The organism is Microbacterium sp. CFSPD4_SD4 (assembly GCF_057364585.1).
This window is the reverse complement of record NZ_JBNFOC010000004.1, coordinates 26,519-50,679: the sequence shown is the minus strand read 5'-3', so window position 1 is coordinate 50,679 and position 24,161 is coordinate 26,519. Positions and strand designations below refer to the sequence as shown.

The window sequence follows — 24,161 nt, the reverse complement described above, 5'->3', positions numbered from 1 at the left end:
GGGCCTTGACAGACGGGCCGTCGATCGGGTGGCCCTCGTCCGCGGGAGAATGGGAGATATGCCCGCGCGTTCCCCCCAGCGACTGCTCCTGTCCGTCCGCCGGCTGCTGCACACGGATCCGTCCTCCGTCGCCCACACCGAGGCGATGCCCGTGATCGACGAGCACACGGTGCCGCGGGTCCTCGATCTGGCGACGCGCATCGGGGAGTCGATGTTCGCGGTCGGCGCCTCCGCTCACGAGGTCACGCTCGCCATCACGCGCGTCTGCGAGGCGTACGGCCTCAAGGGCGTCCAGGTCGATGTGACCTACAACTCGATCACGGTGTCCTTCCACCTCAGCGGGGAGGTGTGGCCCGAGACGCTCGTCCGCGTGGTCCGCGTGGCCGCCCCCGACCACGCCAAGCTGCAGCGCGTGCAGGCGCTCGTGGCCGACATCGACGGCGGCCTGGATCTGGAATCCGCACGCACCGCGTTCCGGGTCATCCGTCGCGTGCCCTTCCGCTATCAGCAGTCCGTGGTGATCGTCGCACGGGCGCTCCTCGCGGTCGGCGTGAGCATCATGCTCGGCGCCTCCCCGCTCATCGTGGGCCTCACCTTCGTCGCCGCGCTGGGGGCGGCGCTCACCCAGGCGGGCCTGGCCCGGCTGCGAGTGCCGCTGTTCTTCAGCCAGATCGCGGGAGGCCTCGTCACCACGGTCGTCGCGGTCGCCGTGTCGGCGCTCGGCAGCGCGGGGATCGAACCGTTCGTCGGCATCCGCCCCTCGATCATCGTCGCCTCGGGCATCGTGCTCATGCTCGCCGGGCTCACGGTGGTGGGCGCCGCGCAGGACGCCATCGACGGCTTCGCCCTCACCGCCGGTGGCCGCATCCTCGACCTGACGATGCAGACGCTCGGGGTGGTGATCGGCATCCTCGTCGGGCTGGAGCTCGGCGGCGTGCTGGGCTTCACGATGGAGCTGCCGGACGACCCCGCGCCCTTCGGGCCCCTGCTCAACCAATTCGCGGGGGCCATCATCATCGCGGTCGCCGTGGCCGTGTTCAACGGCGCCGGCATCCGCATCATCCTCGTCAGCGCGTTGCTCAGCGCCGTCACCCTCGCCGGCTACGCCGGCACCATCGCCCTCCAGCTCCACCCGGCCGCGGCGAGCGCGGTGGGAGCGCTGCTGGCGAGCTTCGTCGGCATGCTCATCGCGCACAATCTGCACGTGCCCTCGGTCGCGGTGACGACCGCCGCGATCGTCCCGCTCGTGCCCGGTGTCGCGGTGTTCCAGGGCCTCCTCGAAGTCGTGCACGCAGCGGGCACCTCCTCCGGGATGCTCACCGTCGGCGGATCGCTGATCGACGCCGCCGTGATCGGCATCGCGCTCGCCTCCGGCGCCTCCCTCGGCCTCTACCTCGGAACGCCGGTGCGAGCGACCCTCGCCGGCGTCGCGAAGACCAGGGCGCGCGTGCGCCGCTGACCCGACGAGGTCATCGCGCCGAGGAGTCGGCGGCGAGGTCGAGCACCCACGCGTTGACCGTGAGCTCGGCCCCGCGGAACTGCTCCGTGAGGGTTCCCTGACGGGTGAATCCGCCCCGCTGACACACCGCGTTCGACGCCGGGTTGTCGACCGCGGGGAACGCGAGCAGCGAACGCCCCTCCCCTGCGCGATCGCGGAGGACATCGACGAGCAGAGCCAGAGCCCGGGCGGCCACTCGCCGGCAGTGTGCAGCAGGCAGCACGAACCAGCCGGTCTCCCACGCCGGCTCGTCGTGCCACGTGATCCGCCACGCGCCGATCGAGCCGAGAGGCTGCCCCTCGTCGTCGATGATCGCGAACATCAGGGCCTCGTCCCCCGCGACGAGACGCAGGTACCGCTCGTGACGCGCCTGCACCTCCGCCGCACTCTCCGGCCCGTTGAGGTGCACCGTCATCTCCGGGGCGTTCGCCGCGTGCAGGAGAGGGAGATCGTCGGCCGACCAGGGCCGGAGGCTCAGCGTGTCCACGTTCGCAGCCTGTCACGCCCCTCCGACACCCGACACCCGATGCGCCCGCCGCGGACGGATCCACGACGGGCGCATCGGTCGGCGGTCAGTGGCCGCCGAGGTCCTTGACCAGCTCGGCCTCGTCCTCCTTCGACAGCGAGGTCTGCACGACGGTGCCGTTGTACGGGGCCAGCGCCTCGGCGAACTTGTCCTCCGTGAGCTTGAGCGCGTAGATGACGACGGCGGACTTGCCTGCCGTCACGGTGGCCTTCACGCGGTCGCGGAACTCGGCGTCGATGCCGGTCTTGTCGAGGCCGGAGAACAGGGCCCCGAGGAGGCCGCCGAACACCAGGCCGGCGACCGGGATGAAGAACAGGATGCCGATCAGCGCACCGAACAGAGCGCCGGAGGCGACGCCGAGGCCGATCCTGCTCCCGGCGCCCGGGTACTCCACCTTCGTCTTGCCCTCGCCGTCCACCTTCACGAGCGCGAGGCCGGCGAGCTCGACGACGAGGTCGTCCTGCAGGGCCTGGACGCGGTTGTAAGCACCCTCCGCGTCGCTCTCGGTGTCATAGGAGATGACGATCAGTTCAGCCATGGTTTCCTGCTTTCGGTTGCGATCGGAGATGCTCTCCACGCGCGCAGAGGCACCGGTCTTCGCCACCGACCCTAGGCGCGCCCCTGCGGACACGACAGAGCAGCCGTCGATGTTCACCCTGGTGACTCCGCAGCGGCGATGTCCGTGGCCTCGCCTACCGTCGCTGTCGTGCCCGAGCCCGTGCAGCAGTGGTGGGCGAGACGCCAGTTCTCGCGCGGACTCGACGTGCCCTACGCGGTCGGCACCTACCGGGCGGCGTGGGCGGCCTACCCCGAGCTCATCCGGCAGTATCACCCGGAGCTCAACCACGGCATCACGCTCTCGCAGATCCCGTTGGCGGCCGATGTGCTGCTCTGCTGGGAATGCGCCGTCGGCCATCTGTTCGCGGCGACGCCGACCGAGCAGCGCGAACGCCCGGGGCGGGTGCGACGGCGCTCGTCCTGGTGCCCCGAATGCGCGGCGCTGGCGCGTCCGCAGCCCGTGATCCTCGGAGAGGCGCGGGCACTCCCCGCTCGCCCGAAGAAGCCCGCGCCGGCGCTGTGCACGAAGACTCCCGCGCTGCCGACGGGCACGGCGTTCCTGAGCGCGTGCGCTCCGAAGCCGGCTTCGGCGGCGGAGGGGAAGCTGCGGGAGGCACTGGCGGCGCGACTGGTGTTCCCCGACGACGTCAACGCGATCAAGGTCGCGCGGCCGTTCTTCCGGCATACGGAGGTGTGGCCCGACATCCTGCTCCCGGAACTGCGGATCGCGATCGAGTACGACACGGTCGGCCGACACGGGCTGGAGCACGTCGGGAAGAGGGAGGAGACCGATCGCCGGAAGGATCGCGCGGTGCGCGGCGCCGGCTGGGAGGTCGTGCGGGTGCGGATGGGGAAGCTCGAGCCCCTCGGGCCCTTCGACCTCCCGCTCACCTCCCTCGGTGCGAGCGGCATCACCCGGCTGGTCGACCGGCTCCGCGACATCCGTGGCGCCCTCCTCGTCGATGCCTACCTGCGCTGACGTGCGGTACCTCACCCAGTTAGATACTCGAAGGCGGAGCGACCTAACGGTTCTCGCCCGCGAGCGCAACCCCCGTGCGCGACGGCGGCGGGCAGGCGATGATGCCCGCATGAAACTCGTCTCCTACGCCGGCCAGCAGCTCATCACCTCTGACGACGTCGCGGAGACGCTGCTCGCCCTGGCCGCCGCCATCGCCAGGGAGGGCGAGTCCGAAGCGGTCGAGATCCCGATCCTCCTGGAGGGCGAGAAGGACTGGGCCGACCTCCTCGTCGGCGTCGGCAACGACGTGCTCGTCAGCCCCCACCACACCGGGGAACCCGATCCCGACTTCTCCGCCGAGGTCGACGAACTGCAGGCCCACCGCCTGTTCCCGAAGCCGCGGAGCGACTCGTCGTCTCCCGGCGACATCGAGGTCCCCGCGCTCTCCGACTTCGACATGGGCCACGGCCTCTGATCGCGCTCCGCTGAGCGGCTGGTCCCCTCAGCGCGACGCAGAGAGCCTCATGCCGTCGCGGAGCGCGACCTCGCGGTCGGCATCGGCGATCAGGGTCGCATCGTGTGTGACGCAGAGGACGACCGCCCCGCGATCCGCCTCCTCCCGCAGCACTGCCCGGATGCGACGGACCGATGCGGCGTCCAGGGCCGTCGTCGGCTCGTCCACGAGCAGGACGCCTGCTTCCCCCGCGAGCCCGTGAGCCAGGAGCACACGCTGCTGCTGGCCGCCGGACAGCGTCGCGAACGGCAGGCGCTGCAGAGCCGACACAGCGGTGCGCTCCATCGCCGCCGCCACCGCCGCACGCGCCCGCCGATCCCGCCGGCGGAAGGCCCCGAGCCGACGCCACGTCCCGACCGTCACGACGTCTCGCGCGGTGAGCGGAAGGCCCGGGGGCACTGCGGCGCGCTGCGGCACGAAGGCGATCGGCCCGGTCGCACTCCGCCGCCCCCTGGTCGGTGAGCGCACCCCGGCGGCCACCTCCAGGAGCGTCGACTTCCCCGCGCCGTTCGGACCGGTGACGACGACGAACTCACCCGCCTCCACCTCCAAGGTGACGCCGCGCAGGGCCTCGTGGTCGCCGAGCCGGACGGAGACGCCGTCGAGACGCAGGGCGCCGTCGGCAGCACGGAGGGTTCTCGTCATGTCTCCAGTTTATGAATTTGATAATCATTCTCAACTACGAATAGGCTCGCGTTCCGTGACCCCCTCGCTCGCCGCCCTGCTCACCCCGTTCACGCTCGAGTTCTTCCAGCGCGGACTCATCGGCGGCGCTCTCGTCGCGGTCCTCTGCGGGGTCGTCGGCACCTGGGTCGTCGTCCGCGGGATGGCCTTCCTCGGTGAGGCCCTGGCGCACGGAATGCTGCCCGGCGTCGCGCTGGCCACGGTGCTCGGGGCACCCGTGCTCGTCGGCGGGGCGGTCAGCGCCGTCGCGATGAGCATCGGAATCGGCGCCCTGCAACGACGCGCCCGGCTCTCCTACGACACGAGCATCGGACTGCTCTTCGTCGCGATGCTGGCCCTGGGGGTGATCGTCATCTCCCACTCCGGGAGCTTCGCCACGGATGCCACGGCGATCCTCTTCGGCGACATCCTCGCGATCACCCGCGCCGACCTCCTCCTGCTCGCCGCGGCCGCGGTCGTGGGAGTGACGGTCGCCGCCCTCTGCCATCGGCCGTTCGTCGCGCTCGCCCTCGACGCCCGTATCGCGACGGTGCTCGGGCTCCGCCCCCGGTGGGCTCAGGAGGCCCTGGTCGGACTGGTGACCCTCGCGGTGGTGGCGTCGTACCAGGCGGTCGGCTCGCTGCTCGTCGTCGGTCTGCTCCTCGCCCCGGCGGTCGCCGCCGGACAGTGGACGTCGCGCCTGCCCACGCGGATGGCCCTCGCGTGCGCCTTCGGCGTGGCTGCCGTCCTCGCCGGTCTCCTCGCGTCCTGGTATGCGGCCACCGCCGCGGGAGCGTCCGTCGCCGCAGCCGCGATCAGCCTCGCCGGTCTGTCCTGGGCGGCGCGGGTCGCCGTGCGAACCCGACGGCCGATCGCCCCTCCCGTCCCTGTCGCCGCCTCCTGACTCGTCCCGAAAGGCTCTTCGTGCATTCCCGCCTCCTTCCCCTCATCACCGTCGCCGCCCTGACTCTCCCCCTCGCGTCCTGCGCCGGACCCGCGGCGCAGAGCCCCGCCGCCTCCTCCTCCGCCGGAGACGGCCACGGCGCGATCGCCGGGGCGGAAGAGGTCGCGGAACCGCAGCTCGGACTCACGACCATCGACGCGCAGGGTCGGGTCACCCACCTCGACCTCCTTGACGAGAGCGTCACCGACATCGGCACGGTGGCCGCCCCGGAGGGCCTGACGACCGACGGCCGGTACCTCTTCGCAGACACCGGCGACGGCGTCGAGGTCGTCGACAGCGGCGTCTGGACGTGGGACCACGTCGACCATTTCCACTACTACCGCGCCGATCCCGCCCTGCTCGGCACGGTGGAGGGCGACGGCGCGGCGACGGTCGCGACGACGAACAGCTCGACCACCGGCGGCACCGGCATCTCCTTCTCCGGATCCGGAGAAGCTGTCCTCCTCGACACGGAGGCCCTGTCGAAGGGGGAGATCCGTGAGCTGTTCCGCATCGAGCGCTCCCCGCACGAGGGGCTGGTGGTGCCGGCCGGGTCGTTCGCGCTGGTGACCGAGGCCGACGGGGAGACGGGCGGAGTCGTCGTCGGCTACACGGCGGACGGCGAGCGCACCGGCCTCCGGGAGGACTGCGCCGCACCGACCGGCACGATCACGACCAGGGTCGGCGCGGTCATCGGCTGCGCCGACGGTGCGCTGCTCGCCCGTGTCGAAGCCGGGGCGCTCACCGTGGACCGCATCCCGTACCCGGACGGAGCGCCGGCCGGAGCCGTGTCCGCGTTCCACAACCGCGAAGGGCGCCCCACGGTCGCCGGCCTCGCCGGACCGACCGACATCCGGGTCCTCGACACCCGCGCGCAGGCCTGGACGCTGCTCACCGCCCCCACTCCCCTCGCGCAGGTCACCGCGGTCGGCGATGAGGACGACACCCTTCTGGCGCTGACGCAGGACGGACGCGTGCTCGTGCTCAGCGCGCTCGACGGGACGGTGCGGGCGGAGACCACCCCGCTGGTGGCGGCATCGCTGGCGGCGGGCGAGGCTCCGGCCCTCATCGCCGATCAGCACCGCGCCTATCTGAGCGGCCCGGCGGAGCACCGGCTGTTCGAGATCGACTACGCCGACGACGCCCGCCTCGCGCGGACCTTCGATACCGCCGACGCCCCGGCGTTCGTCGCCGAGACGGGACGCTGACATGCGCCTCCTTCGCCCCCTCGCCGCCGTTCTCGCCGCGCTCACCGCCGCCGCTCTGACCGCCTGCGCCCCTCCCGCCGATACGCGACCGGTGGTCGTCGTCTCGACGAACATCCTGGGCGATGTGGTCGGCGAGCTCATCGGCGCTCAGGCTCGCGTCGTCACCCTCATGAAGCCGAACGCCGACCCGCACTCGTTCGAGATCTCGGCGCAGGAGGCCGCCACGCTGCGGGACGCCGACCTGCTCGTCTCCAACGGGCTCGGGCTCGAGGAGGGCCTGCAGCAGCATCTCGACGCGGCCGTCGCGGCCGAGGTGCCGTCCTTCGTCGCGGGCGACGCGATCGAGGTCCTGGACTACCGCGACGGCGACGCCGCGGGTATGCCGGACTCCCACTTCTGGACCGATCCGGCGCGGATGATCGACGTCGTCGACGCCCTGCAGCCCGCCCTGGCCGCGCTCGACGGAGTCGACGCCGACACCCTCGCGGCGGACGTCGCCGGCTACCGCGAGGAGCTGACGGCGCTCGACGACGAGATGACGAGCGCGTTCGCCCGGATCCCCGACGACCGTCGGGCGCTCGTGACCAACCACCACGTCTTCGGCTACCTCGCCGACCGCTTCGACTTCGAGGTCGTCGGTGCCGTCATCCCGGGCGGCACCACGCTCGCGGCCCCCTCGGCCTCCGACCTCGCCGATCTCGTGGGTGCCGTGGAGGAGACGGGCGTGCCCGCCGTCTTCGCGGAGTCCTCCTCCCCCGACCGGCTCGTCCAGGCGCTCGCCGACGAGGCCGACGTCCACATCGAAGTGATCGAGCTCTTCACCGAGTCGCTCACCGCCGAAGACGGCGGCGCACCGGACTACCTGACCATGATGCGCGTCAACACCGAGCGCATCGCCTCCGGTCTCACCCGTTGAGACCACCCCTCACAAGAAAGAAGCACCGCATGAAGACACTCCCCCTGCGCCGGGCGCTGGTCGGGGCCGTCGCCCTCGGCGCCGCCGTGACGCTCGCCTCCTGCTCGACCACGGCCGGAGCCGGCTCCGCGAGCGACGCCCCGGAACCGGACGCCGGTCCCCGGGTGGCCGTCTCGTATGAGGGCGGCATCCTCGTCCTCGACGGCGAGACCCTCGACACCGTCGCCGATTTCGACTCCGAGCCGTTCACGCGCCTGAACCCGGCCGGCGACGGTCGCCATGTCATGGTGACGATGAGCGAAGGCTTCCAGGTGCTCGACACCGGGGCCGGGTCAGCCGACGAGGCGGTCCTGACCGACACGGTGTTCGCGGCCGACACCCCCGGCCATGTCGTCCGCCACGGTGGCAAGACGATCCTCTACGCCGACGGCACGAGCGACACCACGATCTTCGACACCGCCGACCTCGGCGACGGCGGTCTCCCGGCGGTGGAGACCGTCGACGGCGTCGAGGCGCACCACGGCGTCTCGGTGCTGTTGGAGGACGGCACGTTCCTCACCACGGCGGGCGATGCGGACGGTCGCACCGGCATCGTCGTGCGCGATGCGGACGGTACGGAGATCGCCTCGTCCGACCAGTGCCCCGGCGTCCACGGCGAAGGGACCGCGGCCGACGAGGTGGTCGTCTTCGGGTGCGAGGACGGCGCGCTCGTGTACAAGGACGGCGAGATCACCAAGCTCGCCGCTCCCGACCAGCCGTACGGCCGCATGGGCAACGCGTACGTGAGCGAGACGAGCCCGATCATCGTCGGGGACTACAAGAACGACCCCGACGCCGAGGGCTACCTGCTGAGCGCCGTCACGCTCATCGACACCGCGGCGATGACGTCCGAGGTCGTGTCCCTGCCCGAAGGGGCCGAGTACACCTTCCGGGACGTCGCGCGCGGCCCGGGCGACCTGGCCTACATCCTCGGCGCCGACGGCGCGATCCACGTGCTCGACCCGGAGACCGGCGAGATCACCGACTCCTACCCGGTGATCGAGGCGTGGGAAGGGCCCGCCGAGTGGCAGGACCCGCACCCCGCCATCGTCGTCGCGGGCGACATCGCGTACGTGACCGAGCCGGCCGCGGACAGCGTGCACGCGGTCGACCTCACCACCGGCGAGGTGCTCGCGAGCACCGAACTGGAGGTCACGCCGAACGAGATCGCACCGGCCGCCGGCTGAGCCTCGGCACGGCGGGTCCGTCCTCTCGAGGGCGGACCCGCCGTGCGTGGGCGGAGGGGTCGGATCAGCGCGATCCGGGATGCCCGTGCCGCGCGCGCCGAAGCCGCCGCGCCGCGAGGAGTCCGGCACCGAGGAGCACGAGCAGACCACCGGCGCCTGCCGCCGCGGCCGCGCCCGGCGCGAGACCCGTCGTGGCCAGGTCGGAGGCCGCCCCACCGTCCGCCCCGGTCGCCGTCCCGGGGTCGACATCCGTGCCCGGATCCGGATTCTCGGGTTCGGGTTCGGGTTCCGGCTCGGGCTCGGGGTCGGGACCGGAGCGGGGGTCGTAGACGTTCGTCACCGTGCACACGGTGTCGACCCCTGCGGTCACCTGGACGATGTCGCCCTCCAGCACGCCCCCGGTGCACTCCCAACCGTCGCTGCGGTAGTCCGCTGTGGGCGCGCCCGCGACCGCCCGCTCCGAGAGACGGAACGCACCGGCCCCGAGCGGAGCCAGGGTCACCGCCGTCTCGCCGGACGCTCCTTCGATGCGCGGGCGCGGGAACTCCCCGCCACCGATTGCACGCAGCGTCCAGTCCGTGGCGTCGGCGGGCCCGGCCGGGGCTCCCGGGCCATCCCCGACGACGGTCTTCCGGAGCGTCAGAGTGCCGCCGACGAAGGTGTTCGTGGCGGTGCAGATCGCGTCCTCTCCGAATCCCAGCGTCGCCGTGGTCCCGTCCCAGGTCGTGCCGGTGCAGGACCACTCACCCTCATAGCCGCTCGGGCCGTCCTCGGAGAAGATGTACTCCCCCGGCGGAAGCTGCATATCGGTGACGAACTCCGAGCCGCTGGGGCCGGAGAGCGCCGCGTTGCCCGGACCACGGGCCTTCAACTCGAAGTCGCCGGGCACCGCGCGTCCGCGCTCGCCGTTCACGACCTGCTTGACGAGAGTCAGGCTCGGCGTGATCGATGCATTGGTGAGGATGCACACGACGTCTGCGGACGGCGGCACCTGGACCACGTCGCCGGTCACCGTCCCGCCCGAGCAGTTCCAGCCGAGCGGATCGTAGCCGGTGGGGCCGTCCTGCTCGCTCAGCGTCCATGCGCCGGGGGCGACGGCCGCCTGCGTGACGGCGGGGGAATTGGCGGGTCCCGACACCGTGGCGGCACCGTCGGTTGCGGTCAGGGTCCACGCCGAGGGCAGCGCCGGCGTGCCGAAGGCGGAGGCGACCTGCTTGCGCAGCGTCAGAGTCGACTGGGTCCACCGGTTCGTGACGGTGCAGATCACACTCTCCAGCGGCACGACCTCGACGGTGTCGCCGGAGCCGACGGGAGTGCCCTCGTCATCGACGCACGACCAGCCCTCGCTCACATAGGAGCCCGCCTCCGGAGCGGAGCTCGCCTCCGACAGGGTGAAGGTCCCCGGAGCCACCGCCGCGAAGCTCACCTTGCCGGAGCCGGAGACGCCGCTGATGACGGTGTCGGCCGATGTCGCGGTGAGCTCCCAGTCCTGCGCGGTGAGGGGACCGCCGCCGGCGTTCACGACGTTCTTCACGAGCGTGAGCTGGCCGACCTCGAGGGTGTTCGTGACCGTGCAGGTCACGTCCGCTCCGGCGCCGACGGTCACGGTGTCGGTCGCCAGGGCGCCGCCCGTGCACGACCATGGCCCGGCCGCGTATCCGGCGGGTCCGTCCGCCTCGGCGAGCGCGTAGTCGCCGACCGGCACCGGGACGCGGGTGACCGCAGCGGATCCGGAGGCACCAGTCACCGTCTCCGGTCCGGCGGCCGTCAGGGTCCAGTCGGACGGCGGCTGGTCGCTGCCCACCACGTTCTTGACGAGGGTGAGCCAACCGCCCGCGAAGGTGTTGGTGATGCGGCAGGTGATGTCGGAGCCCTCCCGCACGTAGAGGAGCGCCCCGTCGATCCCGCCGTCGCTCGTGGCGTCGACGCAGGTCCACGCGCCACCGCTGTATCCGGCGGGACCGCTCTCGGCGAGCGTGTAGGCACCGGGGTCGATGGAGGCGTGGTCGACGGCGTCCGACCCGGAAGGGCCGGAGATCCGCTCGGGTCCGCTCGCGGTCAGGACGAAGTCGGATGGGGCGGCCAGCGGGTATCCGGTCGCCGCCGGATCGACGACCTCCTTGACGAGCGTCAGGTGGGGCAGATCCCCGGTGTTCGTGATCTGGCAGGTCACCGCGCCGCCGAGGGTCATCTCGAACTGATCACCGGCCACGGGGACGGCGGCGGTCGCGCCGGTCGTCAGATCCCGCCGCTCGCACGTCCACGGTCCTGCCACATAGCTCCCCGGTCCGCCGGACTCGCTCAGCGTGTACGTGCCGATCCGTGCCGGCTGGTTCTGCACCGCAGCGGAGCCTCCCGCCCCCTCGATGGTCGACGGTCCCTGGGCCCGCAGCGTCCACTCCGACGGGGCCGCGCCCCCGCCCTGCACGTTCTTGACGAGCGTGAGGCTGCTCCGGATCGCGTTGTTCTGCACCGTGCACGTCATCGACTGGTTCGCGGTGATCGTGATCGTACGCTCCGGCTGCGTCGTCACGTCGCCGTCGCAGTTCCAGGAGAAGAAGGCGTACCCGGCCACGCCGCCGGTCTCGAAGATGCGGTAGGTGCCGGGCGGGATGAGGCGCGACTGCATGCCGTTGAGGCCGTCGCCGGTGAAGGTCTCCCCCGTGGCCACGTTGACCGCGTGCATCGTCCACAGGGTGCGGTCTCCGAGACTGGCCCCCGTGTCGAGGTTCTCGATCGCCTTGAAGAGCGAGAGCCGAGCAGTGGGTTCGGCGGCGACGGCGGGAAGAGCACCACCGATGCCGACGACCGCGGCCAGCAGCACGCCCAGAACTCCGAATCGGACTTTTCTCATCGAACGGCCCCCGCCCCGGGTGCGGATTCCCACCCGTCACCTCACCGTAGGGGCGGGGACCGCGGCAGGGCAAGGGTCGTCCGTGGATGGGGACGAGTGGGCTACGGTCGCCTCATGTCTGAGCCGTTCTTCACCATCGGGCACTCCACCCGCACGATCGACGAGTTCCTCGGGCTCGTGCAGGAGAGCCGCGTGGAGAGTGTCGTCGACGTGCGGCGTCTCCCCGGCTCGAAGCTGTACCCGCAGTTCGACCAGGACGCGCTGGCTTCTTCCTTGCAGGACGCGGGGATCGCCTACCGTCGCGAAGAGGCGCTGACGGGTAGACGCCCGGTGAGCAGGGACGTGCCCTTCGAGACCAACGCGTGGTGGCAGAACCGCAGCTTCCACAACTACGCCGATCACGCCCTGTCCGCGGATTTCGGACGCGCCCTCGATGAGCTCCGCGCCGAGGGTCGCGCGCGGCGCGTCACGGTCATGTGCTCGGAGAGCGTGTGGTGGCGATGCCATCGACGGATCATCGCCGACCACCTCCTCGCGCGGGACGAGGTCGTCCGCCATATCCTCGGTCCGGGGCACGTCGATAGGGCGGAGCTCAGCGGCGGCGCCGTCGTCCGCGCGGACGCGGTGGTCACGTACCCGGCCGCATGACCCTCCGCCGGCAGAGGATCCCCCTCGACTCGGGTTCGCGCAACCCCCGTGCCGGAACACCTCCTCTCCTCATAGGACTGGATCGCGGGAGCAGCGCTCGCGCCGACGCGAGGAGGAACCATGTCGAAGGCAGCCACAGCACGAAGCGGATCCGCGTCCGCTCCACCGCCCGAGCACGACGAGAAGCCGGACAGCCCGACCGATCTGCAGAAGCGGTCGTGGAAGTACGTCCTCGTCAAGAGCGTCCGGGAGTTCTCCGCCGACCAGTGCATGGACGGCGCGGCGGCCCTCACGTACTACGCGGTGCTCTCGATCTTCCCCGCCATGATCGCCGTCTTCTCGCTGCTCGGTGTGTTCGGCCAGGGCGGGGCCGCCGCCGACGCGGTGCTGGGCATCATCGGCGACGTGGCCCCGCCGGAGACCGCGAAAGCCCTCCGCGGGCCCATCGAGCAGATCTCCCAGGCGCCAGGCGCCGGGATCGCGCTCGTGTTCGGAATACTCCTCGCTCTCTGGTCGGCGTCGGGGTACGTCGGAGCGTTCAGCCGGGTGATGAACCGCATCTACGAGATCGAGGAGGGGCGGCCGTTCTGGAAGCTGCGCCCCATGCAGCTGCTCGTCACGCTCATCACCGTCGTCTCCCTGACGATCGTCGCCATCGTGCTCGTGCTCTCCGGGGGTGTGGTGTCGGCGCTGGGCGACGCGATCGGCGCGGGCGCGGGCGTGCAGCTCGCGTGGAACATCGCCAAGTGGCCCCTGCTGCTGTTCGTCGTCGTCTTCCTCGTGGCGATGCTGTACTACGCGACCCCGAATGCCAAGCAGCCGAAGTTCCGGTGGATCAGCATGGGCGCCCTCGTGGCGATCGTGGTGCTGGCCATCGCCACTTTCGGCTTCGTGCTCTACGTCACCACCTTCTCCAACTACGAGCGCACCTACGGATCGATGGCGGGGGTCATCGTGTTCCTGCTCTGGCTGTGGATCGCGAACCTCGCCCTCCTGTTCGGCGCCGAGTTCGACGCCGAACTGGAACGCGGCCGCCAGCTCCAGGCCGGGATCGCCGCCGAACGCGACATCCAGCTTCCCGCGCGCGACACCCGCCAGAGCGACAAGCGGGCGGAGAAGGAGCGGAAGGACATCGAAGAGGGTCGGCGCATCCGCATCGCGAACGAGGACGACGGAGGGGAACCGCGGCGAGACGAAGCCCCGCGGTCCTGATCCCCAGGTGGGGGCGCGGCCAGGCCGCGCCCCCACCTGCTCAGCGGAGGTTCGCCCGACGACGGATCCGGACGAGGGCACCTGCGATCACCAGCCCGAGGCCGGCGACCGTCAGCGGACCGGTCATCAGTGTCGGCCCGGAGGCGGCGAGTCCCTCGCCCTCGCCGGCGCTTCCGCCGGAGCCGCCCTCACCGCCGCCGCCACCGTTGCTCGGCGTCTCGACGGGGTCGTACGTGTTGGTCACGGTCACGACGACGGGCTCCGTCGCGGCCGCGTCGACCGTCACCGTCTCCGGTTCGATGGTCTGCGCCGCGAGAGTGACCGCATCGTTGGCGCCGTCCGCGGATTCGCTGACCGTACACGTCGCCCCGTCCGGCAGGCCGGTGAAGACCACCGGATCCGCGCTCGTGGCCCCCGCGGGAATCGTGGCGGAGACGACGACGCCTTCAGCCGGGGCGGGAGTGCAGGCGAGGTCGATGGTGATGGCGTCCTGCAGCCCCGCGCCGTCTCCGGTGATGATCTTCTGCACGCTGACCTCCCCGGACGCATACGGGGTCGCGCGGACGCCGGTGCGGAGCGGGAGCGTAGTCGTCTGCGCCAGGACGAGCTTCTGCGCCGCGGGCCTGTCCGACGACTCCGTGTCGTAGAGATAGACCGTGCCCTGGGTGAGCGAGGCCTGGGCCGTGATCCGGAATCCGTTCACCGGCGCAGCCGGCCCGCTCCACCGCGCCCAGAGCTGCGTGCCGGCAGCGACCGCGGTACCGACGGGAACGGGCTGGGTTCCCGCCTGGTCCAGGAAGACCTCCACGCCCACGGCCGCGTCGAGCGTGCCGCTGGTGGTGCCGGAGACCGTGAAGGGTCCCACGATCGATCCGTCCTCCGGCACCGTGGTGGTGTCGGGGTCGATCGCGAGCGTCGGCAGAGCCGGCTCCGGGAGGCCGCCGCTGTCGAGGGCGGCCTGCACGACGGCGGCCGTCGCATTCCGGATGGTCGCGTTGGTCCCCGTCGCCAGCACGAAACCGTCGCTGAAGTACCAGATCGCGCTCTGCACCGCGGCGACCTGCTGCGAGAGCGGGAGACCGGAGAGCGGGTTCGCGGTGTTGAAGGGGAAGTAGTTGTTCAGGATGTAGTTGATGTAGTCGAGGTTGGGCACGTTCGACGCGTCCCACTCCCCGATGTTGTAGCCGGCGCCGATGCCGGTCTCCGTGCTGAAGTCGATGCAGTAGGCCGACGCGGTCGCTCCGGAGACGGGGTCGGCGATGGTGATGAGCTGCGGACTCACGGCCTCCACCGAGGCGCCGGTCGCCGGGTACGCGCCGGGAGTCGGCGCCAGGGTCGTGAGCTCACCCGTCACGTTCGTCGGGTACTGCGAGCCGGTGATGGTGACCTGCGTGAAGAAGCCCGCCCGCGGCAGAACGGGGTCGGGATCCCACAGCGCGGACGCCGGCGTCGCGCCGAAGAGCACCATCGCCGCCGCGATGGCCGTCGCCAGAAGTGCCCCTGCTGTCCGCGAGCGTGCGCGCGTGGTCTCCGTGTGCATGGTGTCCCTCGATCTCGCCGATGATCCGAGTGACGGGTTCTCCGACTGCGACAGCCCGCCGTTGGTCACCGACGATAAGCCTGAGGGCCGCACGATCACAGGGGCGGGGATGATGATCACCCGGGTGAGTCGAACGGCGTCGGTACGGCGGCAGATCGCTCTCGCAGCGGAGCGCCCGCCGGGGGAGGGAGGTGAGTGGCAGGCGCTCCGTCGGCCGCAGCTTGACCGTCGAGGCCCCCCAAGCCGGCCCGTGCAGCACGTTCAGGATGAACCATGCGCACGGTCCGCGCAACGGGTGTGTCCGTCAGTGTCCGTGCGCGAGCTGCTGCACGAGCACGACGACGCCGCCGAGCCCGACGAGGATGCCCAGTGCGATGAGCTGCTGCCACCAGCTCACCCCGGTCCGGCGGACGGCGACGTACCCGATGAGCCCGAGGATCGCGACGTAGACGATCGACGCGATGGTGAGAGCCGTCCGCAGCTCAATCCACCCCAGCACGGCGGCAAGCAGGACGAGCAGCGGCACCGCCGCCGATCCGAGCGCCGTGCCTGTGAGCCCCAGGACCTCGCGCAGGTCCGCTCCCCGGGGGAAGCTGCCATGCGTCGCGAGGTGTGCGACAAGATCGGCGGCGAAGCCCGCCAGCGCGATCGCGACGATGCCGATGAGCAGGGTCACGGTGGCCTGCGGGGCGCTGGTGTGCTCGACGTTGGAGTTCTGCACGAGCACGATGGCGAGGCCCGTGAAGGTCGCGTACACGCGCTCCTTGATCGCGGCGCGGTCGTGCTCGGGCCGGGTGGCATCGGAGTCCGGCGTGCTCATGGGCGGGATGCTATCAAGAGCCACCCGGGCAGCGCCCTCTCGGGCACCACGGCGTCAGTCCAGGCGCGCGGACAGCGCCGCCGTGATGCGGGCGACTTGGGTGTGCGCCTCCGCCAGCCGCCCGACCTCCTCATCGAGCCCCGTCCGCATCGACGCCGACGCGCCATGCGCGCGAGCGAGCTGCAGGTTCGCGCGGAGGTTCAGGGACGCGCCCGACAGGCCCGCTTCCAGGGCGGTCGTGGCGACGGCGAGATCCACCGCGAGGTGCCGGTTCCCGCGGTCGGCGAGCGTGCGCGCCTCGGCGACCACGGTGATGCCGAGGCGACCGAGCCGCGCGACGGACGCCGCGGCATCGAGTGCGGCGCCTCGCACCGCCTCCTCCCGCCCGGGGTCCTCCGGCGCCCGTGCGAGCGCGGCGCCGAGATCCGCCGAGACCACGCCGTCGGCTTCGACCGCCTGCAGGAGCTCCGCACGAGTGCCGTCGAGACGGCCGGAGATCTCGGTGACGGCCTCGTCGTCGCGGGTGTAGCCGGCGACCATGCCCATCAGACCGGTCGCCAGGCCGAGCATCACCCCCGCCGCGGCGCCGCCACCCGGCGACCCGGTGGGCTGGCTGAGCGCTTCGAGCCAGGCGTCCAACGGGCGTGACGTGGGGATGTCTGCGGAGTCCGTCATGCCGGTCAGACTATCCCCGGGACGTCGCGGGGTCGGCCCCTGCGCGGGGAGAGTAGATGACCAGCGCGAGCCCGTCCGTCCCGTTCAGGCGGAGCTGCTCGCGGGTGAAGATCTGCTCGCCCCGTTCCGCGTGGGTGAGGCGGACGACGGCGCCGCGCTGCGCACGGACGTCGTGTCGCGCCCAGATCCGTCGGAACGTCGCGCTGGCCCCGGAGAGCTCCGCGGCCAGCGCGTGGAGCCGCGCGTCGTCCCCTGCGCCCATCGCGTACCGGAGGCCGGCAGTCATGCACGCGGCGACTCCCTCCCAAGCCGGGTGCATGGCGCGCCCCTGAGGATCGAGGTACAGGTCGCGGAGCTGATTGCGGCCCGGCCGCAGGCGCGGGTTGAGGTCGCGGGCCGCGGCATTCGCGGCGAGGACGGTGAGACCGGCGTCTTCGAGGAAGGCGGGCTGGTCCAGAGCCTCGATGAGGTCGAGCGCCGTCTGCGGCAGCACGTCGTCCGACGACGAGGCCCCCACGGCGGGCGGCTCTGCGGCGAGCGCTCTCAGGTGAGCGACGAGGTCGGCGTCCAGGCGCAGCGCCCGCGCCAGGGCGTGCTCCCGCGGGGTCGGGTGTGCCCCGAGCCCAGGAGTTCAGCCACATCCAGTTCCACAGCCGTGTTCCCGCGCGGACGCCGGGGGACTCCGTGCCGGCCCTGGTGAGGCTCGCGCGGCCGAGGGGAGCCGCTGATCGGACGGCTCTGGTCGTCTCGAGCGATCACGCCGACGCCGTCGCATTCGTCACGAAGCTCTACGACGAGCTCGGCTTCGACACCGTCGACGACAGCCCGCTCGCCGCGTCCTGGCGCAGCGCCCCCGGAACCCCGATGTGGGCGATGTCCGTCGACGGACAGAGCCGCGACCGGCTTCGGAGGAACCTGGAGCAGGCCCACCGCCCGCGATCCCGTCCGACGGCGTGACTCTCCCACCGGTTCCTCTCTCTACGATGGAGTCGTGCAGCTCGTGGACACCCTCTCCGTCGTCGGTGAGGTGCTGTCCTGGATCGGCCTCGGCGTCGGAATCCCGTTCCTCATCGTGGCCCTGCTGATCCGGCTCGTCGAGGGGCAGTGGATCCCCGTCGAGATCGCCGTGATCGATCGGGACGGCCGCCCCACCGCTCGCTGGTTCGCCGGCGGCGACTTCCACGAGCGACCGCTGCGCCGCCGCGAGCCCACGGCCACCACCGATGGATGGCTCGACGGGTTCCACAGCTCGAACGACCCGGCTCGCATCCGGATCGGTGAGCCGCCGCATCTGCGCCGGGTCCTGCGGACTGTCGGGGTCGTCTTCGCCGCGGTCGGTGCCCTCGGCCTGATCGTGTCGTTCCTCCCGCTCGTCCTCTGACTCGACCCGCGGGGCGTCACGCCCTCGACGGGCGCTCCGAGGGACCTCGACCGAACGACTCCAGCGCCGCGCGGTACGCGGCGGCGTCGCTCCGCACCTCATCGGTGACCAGGAGCGCGTGCGGTCCGATCTGCCGGACGTACGTCCCCCGGCAGGGCAGCGTCACCACCCTGGCGAGGCCGCGACGCCACGCGTCGGCCAGGGTGGCGACGTCACGGCGTTCGGGGCTGTCCGCGATCGTCGTGAGGTGCGTCGCGAGATGTGCCTCGGAACCGCGCCGCTCCCACGCGCGGTACGCCGCATCATCGGACACCTCCACCCCGAACTCGTCCCGCGCTGTGGGCCCGACGAGCCGAGTGAGCACCGCCTCCCGCTCATCCGGACTCAGCGTCGTGGCGACGGCGCGGTCGAGCAGCGCCTGGTCTGGTTCGGTCGCGGCGTGCGCGACCGCGTCGCCCCAGATGCGGGGCCAGACCTCCGTCCAGCGCGCCCGGGTCTCCTCGTCCACGCGCCGCGCGGCCGCCGCCGGTCGATCGACCAGCGGCGGCGGGAGCGCGTCATCGGCGGGATCCAGCCCGTGCGCCTCGCGGATCCAGAGGAGCTCCAGCAGCGTGTGCGGACGGTCCTCGACGGTGAGGGTCATGTCGTGCGGCCACGGGTTCCCGGGCATCGGTCTCGTCGAGCGCATGCTCACGCGATCGCATCGTCGTCCCGCGGGCGCGGCACCGTGGCGCCGTGCGCGGGGATGAGCCCGAAGTCCGTCAGCAGCTCTCCCATCTGCGTGTTGTCGAGCTTGTCCAGGAGGCGACCCTGGAGGAAGTTCGGGCCGGGGATGTGGACGGCCTCGCCGTCGCGCAGCCGCGCGGTCGCCTTGAGGAGGTAGCGGATGTCGTAGGTCGAGTTGAAGACCTCCGGCACGCCGCGTTCCACGTCGAGCAGCTGATACGTGGCCTCCATCGCCGTGCGCACGGAGTACTCGGTGGTGAAGATCGTGTCGCGCGTCGTCTCGGCGAACTGACCGAGGAAGGCGAAGTTGACGCTTCCCTCCGGGACCACCTGCGGACGGTCGCCGGCCCGGCGCGGCATGAAGAAGGAGGTCACGTACGGCATCATCACCGGGACCGTCTTGGCCGCCGACGCGGCGAGCTCGGCGATGTCCTCCACCGGGACACCGAGGTGGTAGAGCCACTCCTGCGCGATCTCCTCGCCCGTGCACTCCTGCATCGGCTTCTTGACGTAATCGCCGGGCGTCTCGACGAACAGCCCGTACACCCAGACCACGATCTCGTTCGGCTTCTGCGCCTTGAAGTGCGGCTGCCGGTTCACCGTCCAGCTCATCAGCCAGGCCGAGTCCTTCGCGGTGACGATCCCGCCGGTGACGACCTTGCCGCTGAACGGGTCGCGCTTGCAGATCTTCTCGATGTACTTCGGGATGCGCTCGTCGACGGTGGTGACCGTGGCGGATTCCCACTTCGTCTTGTCGATGTCGCTGCAGAACACCTCCGGTCGCCCGAACACCGGCGACCTCGCGGCGATCCGCTTCCAGAGGTCCCAGGCCGGGGCCGGGCCGGTCTTGAGCTCCGGAGCGGTGTGCTGGTCGCCGTTGCCGGAGTTCTCCGTCAGCGACCCGATCGTCGCCAGACACAGGTCGTCCGGACCGAGGTCGACGCCGCCGGGCTCGCCGTCGGCGATCCAGTCGATGCGCGTCGCCTGGATGCGATCGTCCTCGATGTCGAACTGGATGTCGGTCACGGTGTGATGGAACCGGAACTGCACGCCGTGGTCGTCGAGGAACTTCCGCATCGGCAGCACGAGCGACTCGTACTGGTTGTACTTCGTGAACTTCAACGCGGACAGGTCGGGCAGCCCGCCGATGTGGTGCATGAAGCGGTGCAGATACAGCTTCATCTCCAGCGCCGAGTGCCACTCCTCGAACGCGAACATGGTCCGCCAGTACAGCCAGAAGTTGCTGCCGAGGAAGTCGTCGCCGAACACCTCGTCGATCCGCTTGCCCTCCATCTCCTCACGGGTGGCGAGGATGACGGCGACGATCTCCTTCTGCGCCTTCTCCGAGAGAGTGAAGAGCTTGTCCGTATGCGCGTCCTGCCCCTGCTTCTCGGTCACCCGGCACAGGGAGACGTTGGGGTCGTCCTTGTTGAGCCAGTAGAACTCGTCGAGCACGCTGGCACCCTCGATCTCCAACGACGGGATGGAGCGGAACATGTCCCACAGGCACTCCATGTGATCTTCCAGCTCCCGGCCGCCGCGGATGACGAACCCCTTCTCGGGGTACTTGATCCCGTCCAGCGCGCCGCCGGGCAGCCCCAGCTCCTCGAGGATCGTGATCCGCTCCCCCGCGACCTGCCCGTCGCGGATCATGAAGATCGCGGCCGCCATCGCGGCGAGACCGCCGCCGACCAGCCAGACCGTCTTGTCGTCGGCCCCCTCCGGCTTCCGGGGTCGTGCGAATGCTTCGTAGTTCCCATTGCTGCGGTACATCTGTCCCACCCTCCGATTGGTTCGACACCGATGCGCACAGTCCAGCCGAAACCGATGCGGAAAGGAAGGGCTTCCTCCGCGAGCGGCCGGGGCTCGCCCTCGCCGAGTCGCGTGATCGCTAGGATCGCGGGGTGACTCAGATCCCTCCGTTGCCCCGTCGCCGCGCTTTCGGATGCGGAGTCGCCTCCGCCGCCACGGCGGTCGTCGGGATCCTGCCGACCGCGATCGTCTTCGTCCTGGCGGGGACGGCGGACCCGAACTACGGATGGCTGGTGTTCCTCACGCTGCCGCTCGCGGTCCTCTTCGGCGGCATCGCCCTCATCCTCGGCGTGATCGGGCTCGTCTTCGCCCGCGCCGACGGCGGAGGGTATGCGTGGCCCGTCGTCGGAGCCGTGCTCGGCGTCCTGGCGCTCCTTCCCGCCGCCGCGTTCCTGTGGGGCGGCTGATCTCGTGCGCCGGAACCCGCCCGCCAACAGACTGATGCTCGCGATAGCTGCCGCACTGGCGGCGTTCTTCGTCTGGGGGGCGCTCGTGCGCCCCCTGTTGGACGGCGAGCCGCCCGTCGCGACCTCGCTCGTGTTCGGCGCTGGCGTGGCACTCGCCGGTCTGATCATCTGGATCGTGCTCGGGCGCATCCAACGAGTGCAGCGCGCCCAGCGGCGAGCACTGCGGGAGCGTGAGCCGCAGGCACGGATCTTCGGCTCCTACGCCCTCAACGGCGTGGCCGCGTACCTCTCGCGCACGATCCCCCTTCTCGGACTCGGCGCCGCACCCCGCGGCCTGCTCACGGCGAGCCCCACCGGGGTCATCGAGCCCTCGGGCTTTCGGCTGGTCCGCGGCGGAGCGCGTCTCCTCACGGCCTACAGCATTCCCCGGGACCGGATCCAGGGCGTGACGAGGGGCGGCATCCAGGAGGGCGCCTTCCTCTATCCGACCCTGGTGATCGTGGTCTCGCAGGAAGCGGGACAGGTCGCGATCCCGGTCCCGGTGACCAGGGACGACGCGCCGCTTCGCCGGGAGTCGCCGGATGGCATGGATCGCCTCATCTCCGATGCGGCACGGATCTGGGGCGTCCCGGTACTCGGCGATTGATCGACGCGAGTCGGCGGTCTACCGACTCCCCGTCACTCCACGGCTCGCGATCACGGGCCGGAACCAGAACGTCAGAGCCTGGCGGTCAGGTCGGCCGGGGTCGGACGCCCCCAGGCACGACCATCCCCGTCACGATCATCGAAACCGGTGCACTGTCTGCTTGCGACTCTGCCTTCGTGAGACGACCGCGCTACTTCGCGGAACGCGCAACATGCCCTTTGATGATGCCGATCACACTCGTCGCAACCGCCGCTGCGGCGAGGATGAGGACGACGGCGAAAGAGAAGGGGTTCACGGGAACGCCCTGATACTCGGCGAGGATGACCGCGCCCGCAGCACCGGCACCGGGTACCCAGAGCCACCGGCGGGTTCCGAACTGCCCATACAGCACCGCCCCCGCGATGAGACAGGCGAGGGCGAGGATCGTGGCACCACTGCAGGGGCCCCATAGGTTCCCGGCCCACACATGTACTGAAAATCGGGTGATGTGCCGAAGCGGACCCCGACAACGATCAGGATCGCGCCCGCAGCCGCGCCCAGCAGATGAAGCACACGTCGGAGCAAGCCTCGCGGGGGGTTCTGCGATGAGCGACTCGTCGGCATCTTCATCCAGAACCTCTCTCTGATAGCCGAAGGTCCGCACCACCATGCGCCTGAGAACCTTCGGCACGGCCACTCTCCATCCTCCAATACCGCACGCCGACTCCCGTACATCCTCAGCGCTGGGGCGTCGTTGCGTATCCGATGCCGCGGGTGCGGAGACTCTCGCCGCAGTCGGCGCGGAGCGAAGGCCGCCGCCCTGTGAACGTCATGCTCGTTCTGCGGCGGATGGATCTTCCGGGTGCGATGGGTATGCTCACGCCATGGAACCCGCTCCGCTAGCCGACCACGGTCCGCAGGAGAAGGGTGCGACCCGGCGCCGCAGGATCCGGGTCGGCCTGATCGTCGCCGCAGCTCTCCTCATCGTGTTCTACCTCGCACGGCTGGGCTGGCTGTTCATGATGGCGGACGAGGGCGACACTCCTCCCCTGTCAGCCGTGCCCCTCCCTGCCGGCGCGCAGGTGGTCGGCCAGAGCGAAGGCTGCGGAAGCGGCGGCTGCTCGGTGACGTTCACCGTTCGCCCACCCGACGGCATGACCCCGGAACAACTCGCCGCGGAGATGGGGGCGACGCCGCAACTGTCGGTGCCTGGGAACCTGTGGGATCCGCGCACCGTGTGGGTGTCCGCGCGGCCGTCAGCGGGCACCTTGAAGCTCGTCGCCGACTACACATCGGGCGAGTACGTGCCGTAGCCCGACCGTTCCGTCTGAGCGCTGACAGCGGACGACCGGACCGCGATCGTCAGGCTCACGGTGGGTCACCCGACGGCGCCTCCGGCCAGCCCGAGGGTCGGGTCGGCCGGAGTCGGACGCATTACTCTGCTTGCGTCCCACCGCGCAGGACTCAGAAGTCCCAGTCGTCGTCTTCCGTGGCCTCGGCCTTGCCGATGACGTAGGAGGAGCCCGAGCCGGAGAAGAAGTCGTGGTTCTCGTCCGCGTTCGGGGAGAGCGCCGACAGGATCGCCGGGTTCACGTTCGTGACGCTGGAGGGGAACATCGCCTCGTAGCCCAGGTTCATGAGGGCCTTGTTGGCGTTGTAGTGCAGGAACTTCTTGACGTCCTCGGTGAGCCCCACGCCGTCGTAGAGGTCCTGCGTGTACTGCACCTCGTTGTCGTAGAGCTCGTAGAGCAGCGAGAACGTGTAGTCCTTGAGCTCGTCCTTGCGCGCCTGGTCGGCCGTCTCGAGTCCGCGCTGGAACTTGTAGCCGATGTAGTACCCGTGCACGGCCTCGTCGCGGATGATGAGGCGGATGAGGTCGGCCGTGTTCGTCAGCTTCGCCTTCGACGACCAGTAGATCGGCAGGTAGAAGCCCGAGTAGAACAGGAACGACTCCAGCAGCGTCGAGGCGACCTTGCGCTTGAGCGGGTCGTCTCCCTGGTAGTAGTCCATGATGATCTGCGCCTTCTTCTGAAGGTTCACATTCTCCGTGGACCAGCGGAACGCCTCGTCGATCTCCTTCGTCGACGCGAGCGTCGAGAAGATCGAGGAGTAGCTCTTCGCGTGCACCGACTCCATGAACGCGATGTTCGTGTAGACGGCCTCCTCGTGAGGCGTGATCGCGTCGGGGATCAGCGACACCGCGCCGACGGTGCCCTGGATCGTGTCGAGGAGCGTGAGCCCGGTGAACACCCGCATGGTGAGCAGCTGCTCGTCGGGGGTGAGCGTGTTCCACGACTGCACGTCGTTCGACAGCGGCACCTTCTCCGGCAGCCAGAAGTTGTTCACCAGACGGTTCCAGACCTCGAGGTCCTTGTCGTCCTGGATGCGGTTCCAGTTGATCGCCTGCACGCTGGAGACCAGCTTGAGCGGGGAGTGAGGAGTCATTCTTGT

The 24,161-nt window shown here is 70.7% G+C and carries 26 protein-coding genes; 14 read left to right on the top strand and 12 right to left on the bottom strand.

Going from position 1 to position 24,161, the window contains the following annotated elements; translation table 11 throughout:
- Window positions 1–58 precede the first annotated feature (58 nt).
- A complete protein-coding gene (locus tag AC2W7E_RS08120; protein ID WP_366215421.1) occupies window positions 59–1,459 on the top strand; it encodes a threonine/serine exporter family protein in 1,401 nt (466 codons plus the stop codon).
- Between the two features lie 10 nt (window positions 1,460–1,469).
- Here the strand turns inward: AC2W7E_RS08120 and AC2W7E_RS08115 are convergent, their stop codons facing one another.
- Both AC2W7E_RS08115 and AC2W7E_RS08110 read right to left on the bottom strand, forming a co-directional pair.
- On the bottom strand, window positions 1,470–1,985 hold the full coding sequence (locus tag AC2W7E_RS08115; protein WP_485988897.1) for a GNAT family N-acetyltransferase: 516 nt from the start codon (window positions 1,983–1,985) through the stop codon (window positions 1,470–1,472).
- A gap of 85 nt (window positions 1,986–2,070) precedes the next feature.
- Window positions 2,071–2,562: a DUF1269 domain-containing protein gene (locus tag AC2W7E_RS08110; protein ID WP_025102547.1), complete on the bottom strand. Its 492-nt coding sequence runs from the start codon at window positions 2,560–2,562 to the stop codon at window positions 2,071–2,073.
- A 168-nt stretch (window positions 2,563–2,730) separates the two neighbouring features.
- Here AC2W7E_RS08110 and AC2W7E_RS08105 point away from each other — a divergent pair, with 168 nt between their 5' ends.
- The gene (locus AC2W7E_RS08105) at window positions 2,731–3,561 is read left to right on the top strand and encodes a PDDEXK family nuclease (RefSeq protein ID WP_085605829.1); all 831 of its coding nucleotides are present in this window, start codon (window positions 2,731–2,733) and stop codon (window positions 3,559–3,561) included.
- Window positions 3,562–3,670: 109 nt separating this feature from the next.
- Window positions 3,671–4,015 (top strand): hypothetical protein, encoded by a 345-nt coding sequence (locus tag AC2W7E_RS08100; protein ID WP_025102549.1) that lies wholly within the window; start codon window positions 3,671–3,673, stop codon window positions 4,013–4,015.
- A 27-nt stretch (window positions 4,016–4,042) separates the two neighbouring features.
- Here AC2W7E_RS08100 and AC2W7E_RS08095 read toward each other — a convergent pair whose 3' ends face one another.
- Entirely contained in the window at window positions 4,043–4,699 is a 657-nt protein-coding gene (locus AC2W7E_RS08095) for a metal ABC transporter ATP-binding protein (RefSeq protein ID WP_085605757.1), read from the bottom strand.
- A 55-nt stretch (window positions 4,700–4,754) separates the two neighbouring features.
- Here AC2W7E_RS08095 and aztB point away from each other — a divergent pair, with 55 nt between their 5' ends.
- The 4 genes from aztB to aztD are packed head-to-tail and all read left to right on the top strand — an operon-like array spanning window position 4,755 to window position 9,010.
- Window positions 4,755–5,621, top strand: coding sequence for a zinc ABC transporter permease AztB (gene aztB, locus AC2W7E_RS08090; RefSeq protein WP_485988896.1), 867 nt, complete (start codon window positions 4,755–4,757; stop codon window positions 5,619–5,621).
- Window positions 5,622–5,641: 20 nt separating this feature from the next.
- The gene (locus tag AC2W7E_RS08085) at window positions 5,642–6,868 is read left to right on the top strand and encodes a hypothetical protein (protein ID WP_025102552.1); all 1,227 of its coding nucleotides are present in this window, start codon (window positions 5,642–5,644) and stop codon (window positions 6,866–6,868) included.
- A 1-nt stretch (window position 6,869) separates the two neighbouring features.
- Window positions 6,870–7,784 (top strand): zinc ABC transporter substrate-binding protein AztC, encoded by a 915-nt coding sequence (aztC, locus tag AC2W7E_RS08080; RefSeq protein ID WP_025102553.1) that lies wholly within the window; start codon window positions 6,870–6,872, stop codon window positions 7,782–7,784.
- Between the two features lie 29 nt (window positions 7,785–7,813).
- Window positions 7,814–9,010 carry a zinc metallochaperone AztD gene (gene aztD / locus AC2W7E_RS08075; protein WP_485988895.1) on the top strand — a complete coding sequence of 399 codons (1,197 nt, stop codon included), beginning with the start codon at window positions 7,814–7,816 and terminating at the stop codon, window positions 9,008–9,010.
- Between the two features lie 64 nt (window positions 9,011–9,074).
- On the opposite strand, the gene AC2W7E_RS08070 is transcribed toward aztD, so the two are convergent.
- Window positions 9,075–11,864 carry a hypothetical protein gene (locus AC2W7E_RS08070; protein ID WP_485988894.1) on the bottom strand — a complete coding sequence of 930 codons (2,790 nt, stop codon included), beginning with the start codon at window positions 11,862–11,864 and terminating at the stop codon, window positions 9,075–9,077.
- Window positions 11,865–11,978: 114 nt separating this feature from the next.
- On the opposite strand from AC2W7E_RS08070, the gene AC2W7E_RS08065 reads away from it, so the two are divergent.
- Entirely contained in the window at window positions 11,979–12,512 is a 534-nt protein-coding gene (locus tag AC2W7E_RS08065) for a DUF488 domain-containing protein (protein ID WP_485988893.1), read from the top strand.
- A gap of 120 nt (window positions 12,513–12,632) precedes the next feature.
- On the top strand, window positions 12,633–13,724 hold the full coding sequence (locus AC2W7E_RS08060; RefSeq protein ID WP_485988892.1) for a YihY/virulence factor BrkB family protein: 1,092 nt from the start codon (window positions 12,633–12,635) through the stop codon (window positions 13,722–13,724).
- 40 nt (window positions 13,725–13,764) lie between these two features.
- On the opposite strand, the gene AC2W7E_RS08055 is transcribed toward AC2W7E_RS08060, so the two are convergent.
- From AC2W7E_RS08055 to AC2W7E_RS08040, 4 genes are all read right to left on the bottom strand, one after another.
- Window positions 13,765–15,264 (bottom strand): DUF5979 domain-containing protein, encoded by a 1,500-nt coding sequence (locus AC2W7E_RS08055; RefSeq protein ID WP_485988891.1) that lies wholly within the window; start codon window positions 15,262–15,264, stop codon window positions 13,765–13,767.
- A gap of 304 nt (window positions 15,265–15,568) precedes the next feature.
- Window positions 15,569–16,084: a hypothetical protein gene (locus AC2W7E_RS08050; protein ID WP_485988890.1), complete on the bottom strand. Its 516-nt coding sequence runs from the start codon at window positions 16,082–16,084 to the stop codon at window positions 15,569–15,571.
- Window positions 16,085–16,138: 54 nt separating this feature from the next.
- Window positions 16,139–16,759, bottom strand: coding sequence for a cyclodeaminase/cyclohydrolase family protein (locus tag AC2W7E_RS08045; RefSeq protein ID WP_485988889.1), 621 nt, complete (start codon window positions 16,757–16,759; stop codon window positions 16,139–16,141).
- Window positions 16,760–16,769: 10 nt separating this feature from the next.
- On the bottom strand, window positions 16,770–17,276 hold the full coding sequence (locus AC2W7E_RS08040; protein WP_485988888.1) for an MmyB family transcriptional regulator: 507 nt from the start codon (window positions 17,274–17,276) through the stop codon (window positions 16,770–16,772).
- A gap of 95 nt (window positions 17,277–17,371) precedes the next feature.
- On the opposite strand from AC2W7E_RS08040, the gene AC2W7E_RS08035 reads away from it, so the two are divergent.
- Window positions 17,372–17,716, top strand: a complete 345-nt coding sequence (locus AC2W7E_RS08035; RefSeq protein ID WP_485988887.1) for a hypothetical protein — start codon at window positions 17,372–17,374, stop codon at window positions 17,714–17,716.
- Window positions 17,717–17,750: 34 nt separating this feature from the next.
- Entirely contained in the window at window positions 17,751–18,140 is a 390-nt protein-coding gene (locus AC2W7E_RS08030; RefSeq protein WP_366215441.1) for a hypothetical protein, read from the top strand.
- 16 nt (window positions 18,141–18,156) lie between these two features.
- Here AC2W7E_RS08030 and AC2W7E_RS08025 read toward each other — a convergent pair whose 3' ends face one another.
- Both AC2W7E_RS08025 and AC2W7E_RS08020 read right to left on the bottom strand, forming a co-directional pair.
- Window positions 18,157–18,810: a hypothetical protein gene (locus AC2W7E_RS08025; protein ID WP_485988886.1), complete on the bottom strand. Its 654-nt coding sequence runs from the start codon at window positions 18,808–18,810 to the stop codon at window positions 18,157–18,159.
- 20 nt (window positions 18,811–18,830) lie between these two features.
- Entirely contained in the window at window positions 18,831–20,639 is a 1,809-nt protein-coding gene (locus tag AC2W7E_RS08020) for an oleate hydratase (protein ID WP_485988885.1), read from the bottom strand.
- A 131-nt stretch (window positions 20,640–20,770) separates the two neighbouring features.
- Here AC2W7E_RS08020 and AC2W7E_RS08015 point away from each other — a divergent pair, with 131 nt between their 5' ends.
- Together AC2W7E_RS08015 and AC2W7E_RS08010 are read left to right on the top strand one after the other, a co-directional pair.
- Window positions 20,771–21,085 (top strand): hypothetical protein, encoded by a 315-nt coding sequence (locus AC2W7E_RS08015; protein WP_249521662.1) that lies wholly within the window; start codon window positions 20,771–20,773, stop codon window positions 21,083–21,085.
- Window positions 21,086–21,119: 34 nt separating this feature from the next.
- A complete protein-coding gene (locus tag AC2W7E_RS08010) occupies window positions 21,120–21,731 on the top strand; it encodes a hypothetical protein (RefSeq protein ID WP_249521663.1) in 612 nt (203 codons plus the stop codon).
- A 190-nt stretch (window positions 21,732–21,921) separates the two neighbouring features.
- Here AC2W7E_RS08010 and AC2W7E_RS08005 read toward each other — a convergent pair whose 3' ends face one another.
- Window positions 21,922–22,407, bottom strand: a complete 486-nt coding sequence (locus AC2W7E_RS08005) for a hypothetical protein (RefSeq protein WP_485988884.1) — start codon at window positions 22,405–22,407, stop codon at window positions 21,922–21,924.
- Between the two features lie 187 nt (window positions 22,408–22,594).
- Here AC2W7E_RS08005 and AC2W7E_RS08000 point away from each other — a divergent pair, with 187 nt between their 5' ends.
- On the top strand, window positions 22,595–23,023 hold the full coding sequence (locus tag AC2W7E_RS08000; protein WP_485988883.1) for a hypothetical protein: 429 nt from the start codon (window positions 22,595–22,597) through the stop codon (window positions 23,021–23,023).
- A gap of 151 nt (window positions 23,024–23,174) precedes the next feature.
- Here the strand turns inward: AC2W7E_RS08000 and nrdF are convergent, their stop codons facing one another.
- Entirely contained in the window at window positions 23,175–24,155 is a 981-nt protein-coding gene (nrdF, locus tag AC2W7E_RS07995; RefSeq protein WP_025102609.1) for a class 1b ribonucleoside-diphosphate reductase subunit beta, read from the bottom strand.
- Window positions 24,156–24,161 lie beyond the last annotated feature (6 nt).

Coding starts and splice junctions, on each gene's coding strand:
- AC2W7E_RS08120 (WP_366215421.1), top strand. CDS start 59: ATGCCCGCGCGTTCCCCCCAGCGACTGCTCCTGTCCGTCCGCCGGCTG.
- AC2W7E_RS08110 (WP_025102547.1), bottom strand. CDS start 2,562: ATGGCTGAACTGATCGTCATCTCCTATGACACCGAGAGCGACGCGGAG.
- AC2W7E_RS08100 (WP_025102549.1), top strand. CDS start 3,671: ATGAAACTCGTCTCCTACGCCGGCCAGCAGCTCATCACCTCTGACGAC.
- AC2W7E_RS08095 (WP_085605757.1), bottom strand. CDS start 4,699: ATGACGAGAACCCTCCGTGCTGCCGACGGCGCCCTGCGTCTCGACGGC.
- aztC (WP_025102553.1), top strand. CDS start 6,870: ATGCGCCTCCTTCGCCCCCTCGCCGCCGTTCTCGCCGCGCTCACCGCC.
- aztD (WP_485988895.1), top strand. CDS start 7,814: ATGAAGACACTCCCCCTGCGCCGGGCGCTGGTCGGGGCCGTCGCCCTC.
- AC2W7E_RS08070 (WP_485988894.1), bottom strand. CDS start 11,864: ATGAGAAAAGTCCGATTCGGAGTTCTGGGCGTGCTGCTGGCCGCGGTC.
- AC2W7E_RS08065 (WP_485988893.1), top strand. CDS start 11,979: ATGTCTGAGCCGTTCTTCACCATCGGGCACTCCACCCGCACGATCGAC.
- AC2W7E_RS08060 (WP_485988892.1), top strand. CDS start 12,633: ATGTCGAAGGCAGCCACAGCACGAAGCGGATCCGCGTCCGCTCCACCG.
- AC2W7E_RS08055 (WP_485988891.1), bottom strand. CDS start 15,264: ATGCACACGGAGACCACGCGCGCACGCTCGCGGACAGCAGGGGCACTT.
- AC2W7E_RS08050 (WP_485988890.1), bottom strand. CDS start 16,084: ATGAGCACGCCGGACTCCGATGCCACCCGGCCCGAGCACGACCGCGCC.
- AC2W7E_RS08045 (WP_485988889.1), bottom strand. CDS start 16,759: ATGACGGACTCCGCAGACATCCCCACGTCACGCCCGTTGGACGCCTGG.
- AC2W7E_RS08025 (WP_485988886.1), bottom strand. CDS start 18,810: ATGCCCGGGAACCCGTGGCCGCACGACATGACCCTCACCGTCGAGGAC.
- AC2W7E_RS08020 (WP_485988885.1), bottom strand. CDS start 20,639: ATGTACCGCAGCAATGGGAACTACGAAGCATTCGCACGACCCCGGAAG.
- AC2W7E_RS08010 (WP_249521663.1), top strand. CDS start 21,120: ATGCTCGCGATAGCTGCCGCACTGGCGGCGTTCTTCGTCTGGGGGGCG.
- AC2W7E_RS08000 (WP_485988883.1), top strand. CDS start 22,595: ATGGAACCCGCTCCGCTAGCCGACCACGGTCCGCAGGAGAAGGGTGCG.
- nrdF (WP_025102609.1), bottom strand. CDS start 24,155: ATGACTCCTCACTCCCCGCTCAAGCTGGTCTCCAGCGTGCAGGCGATC.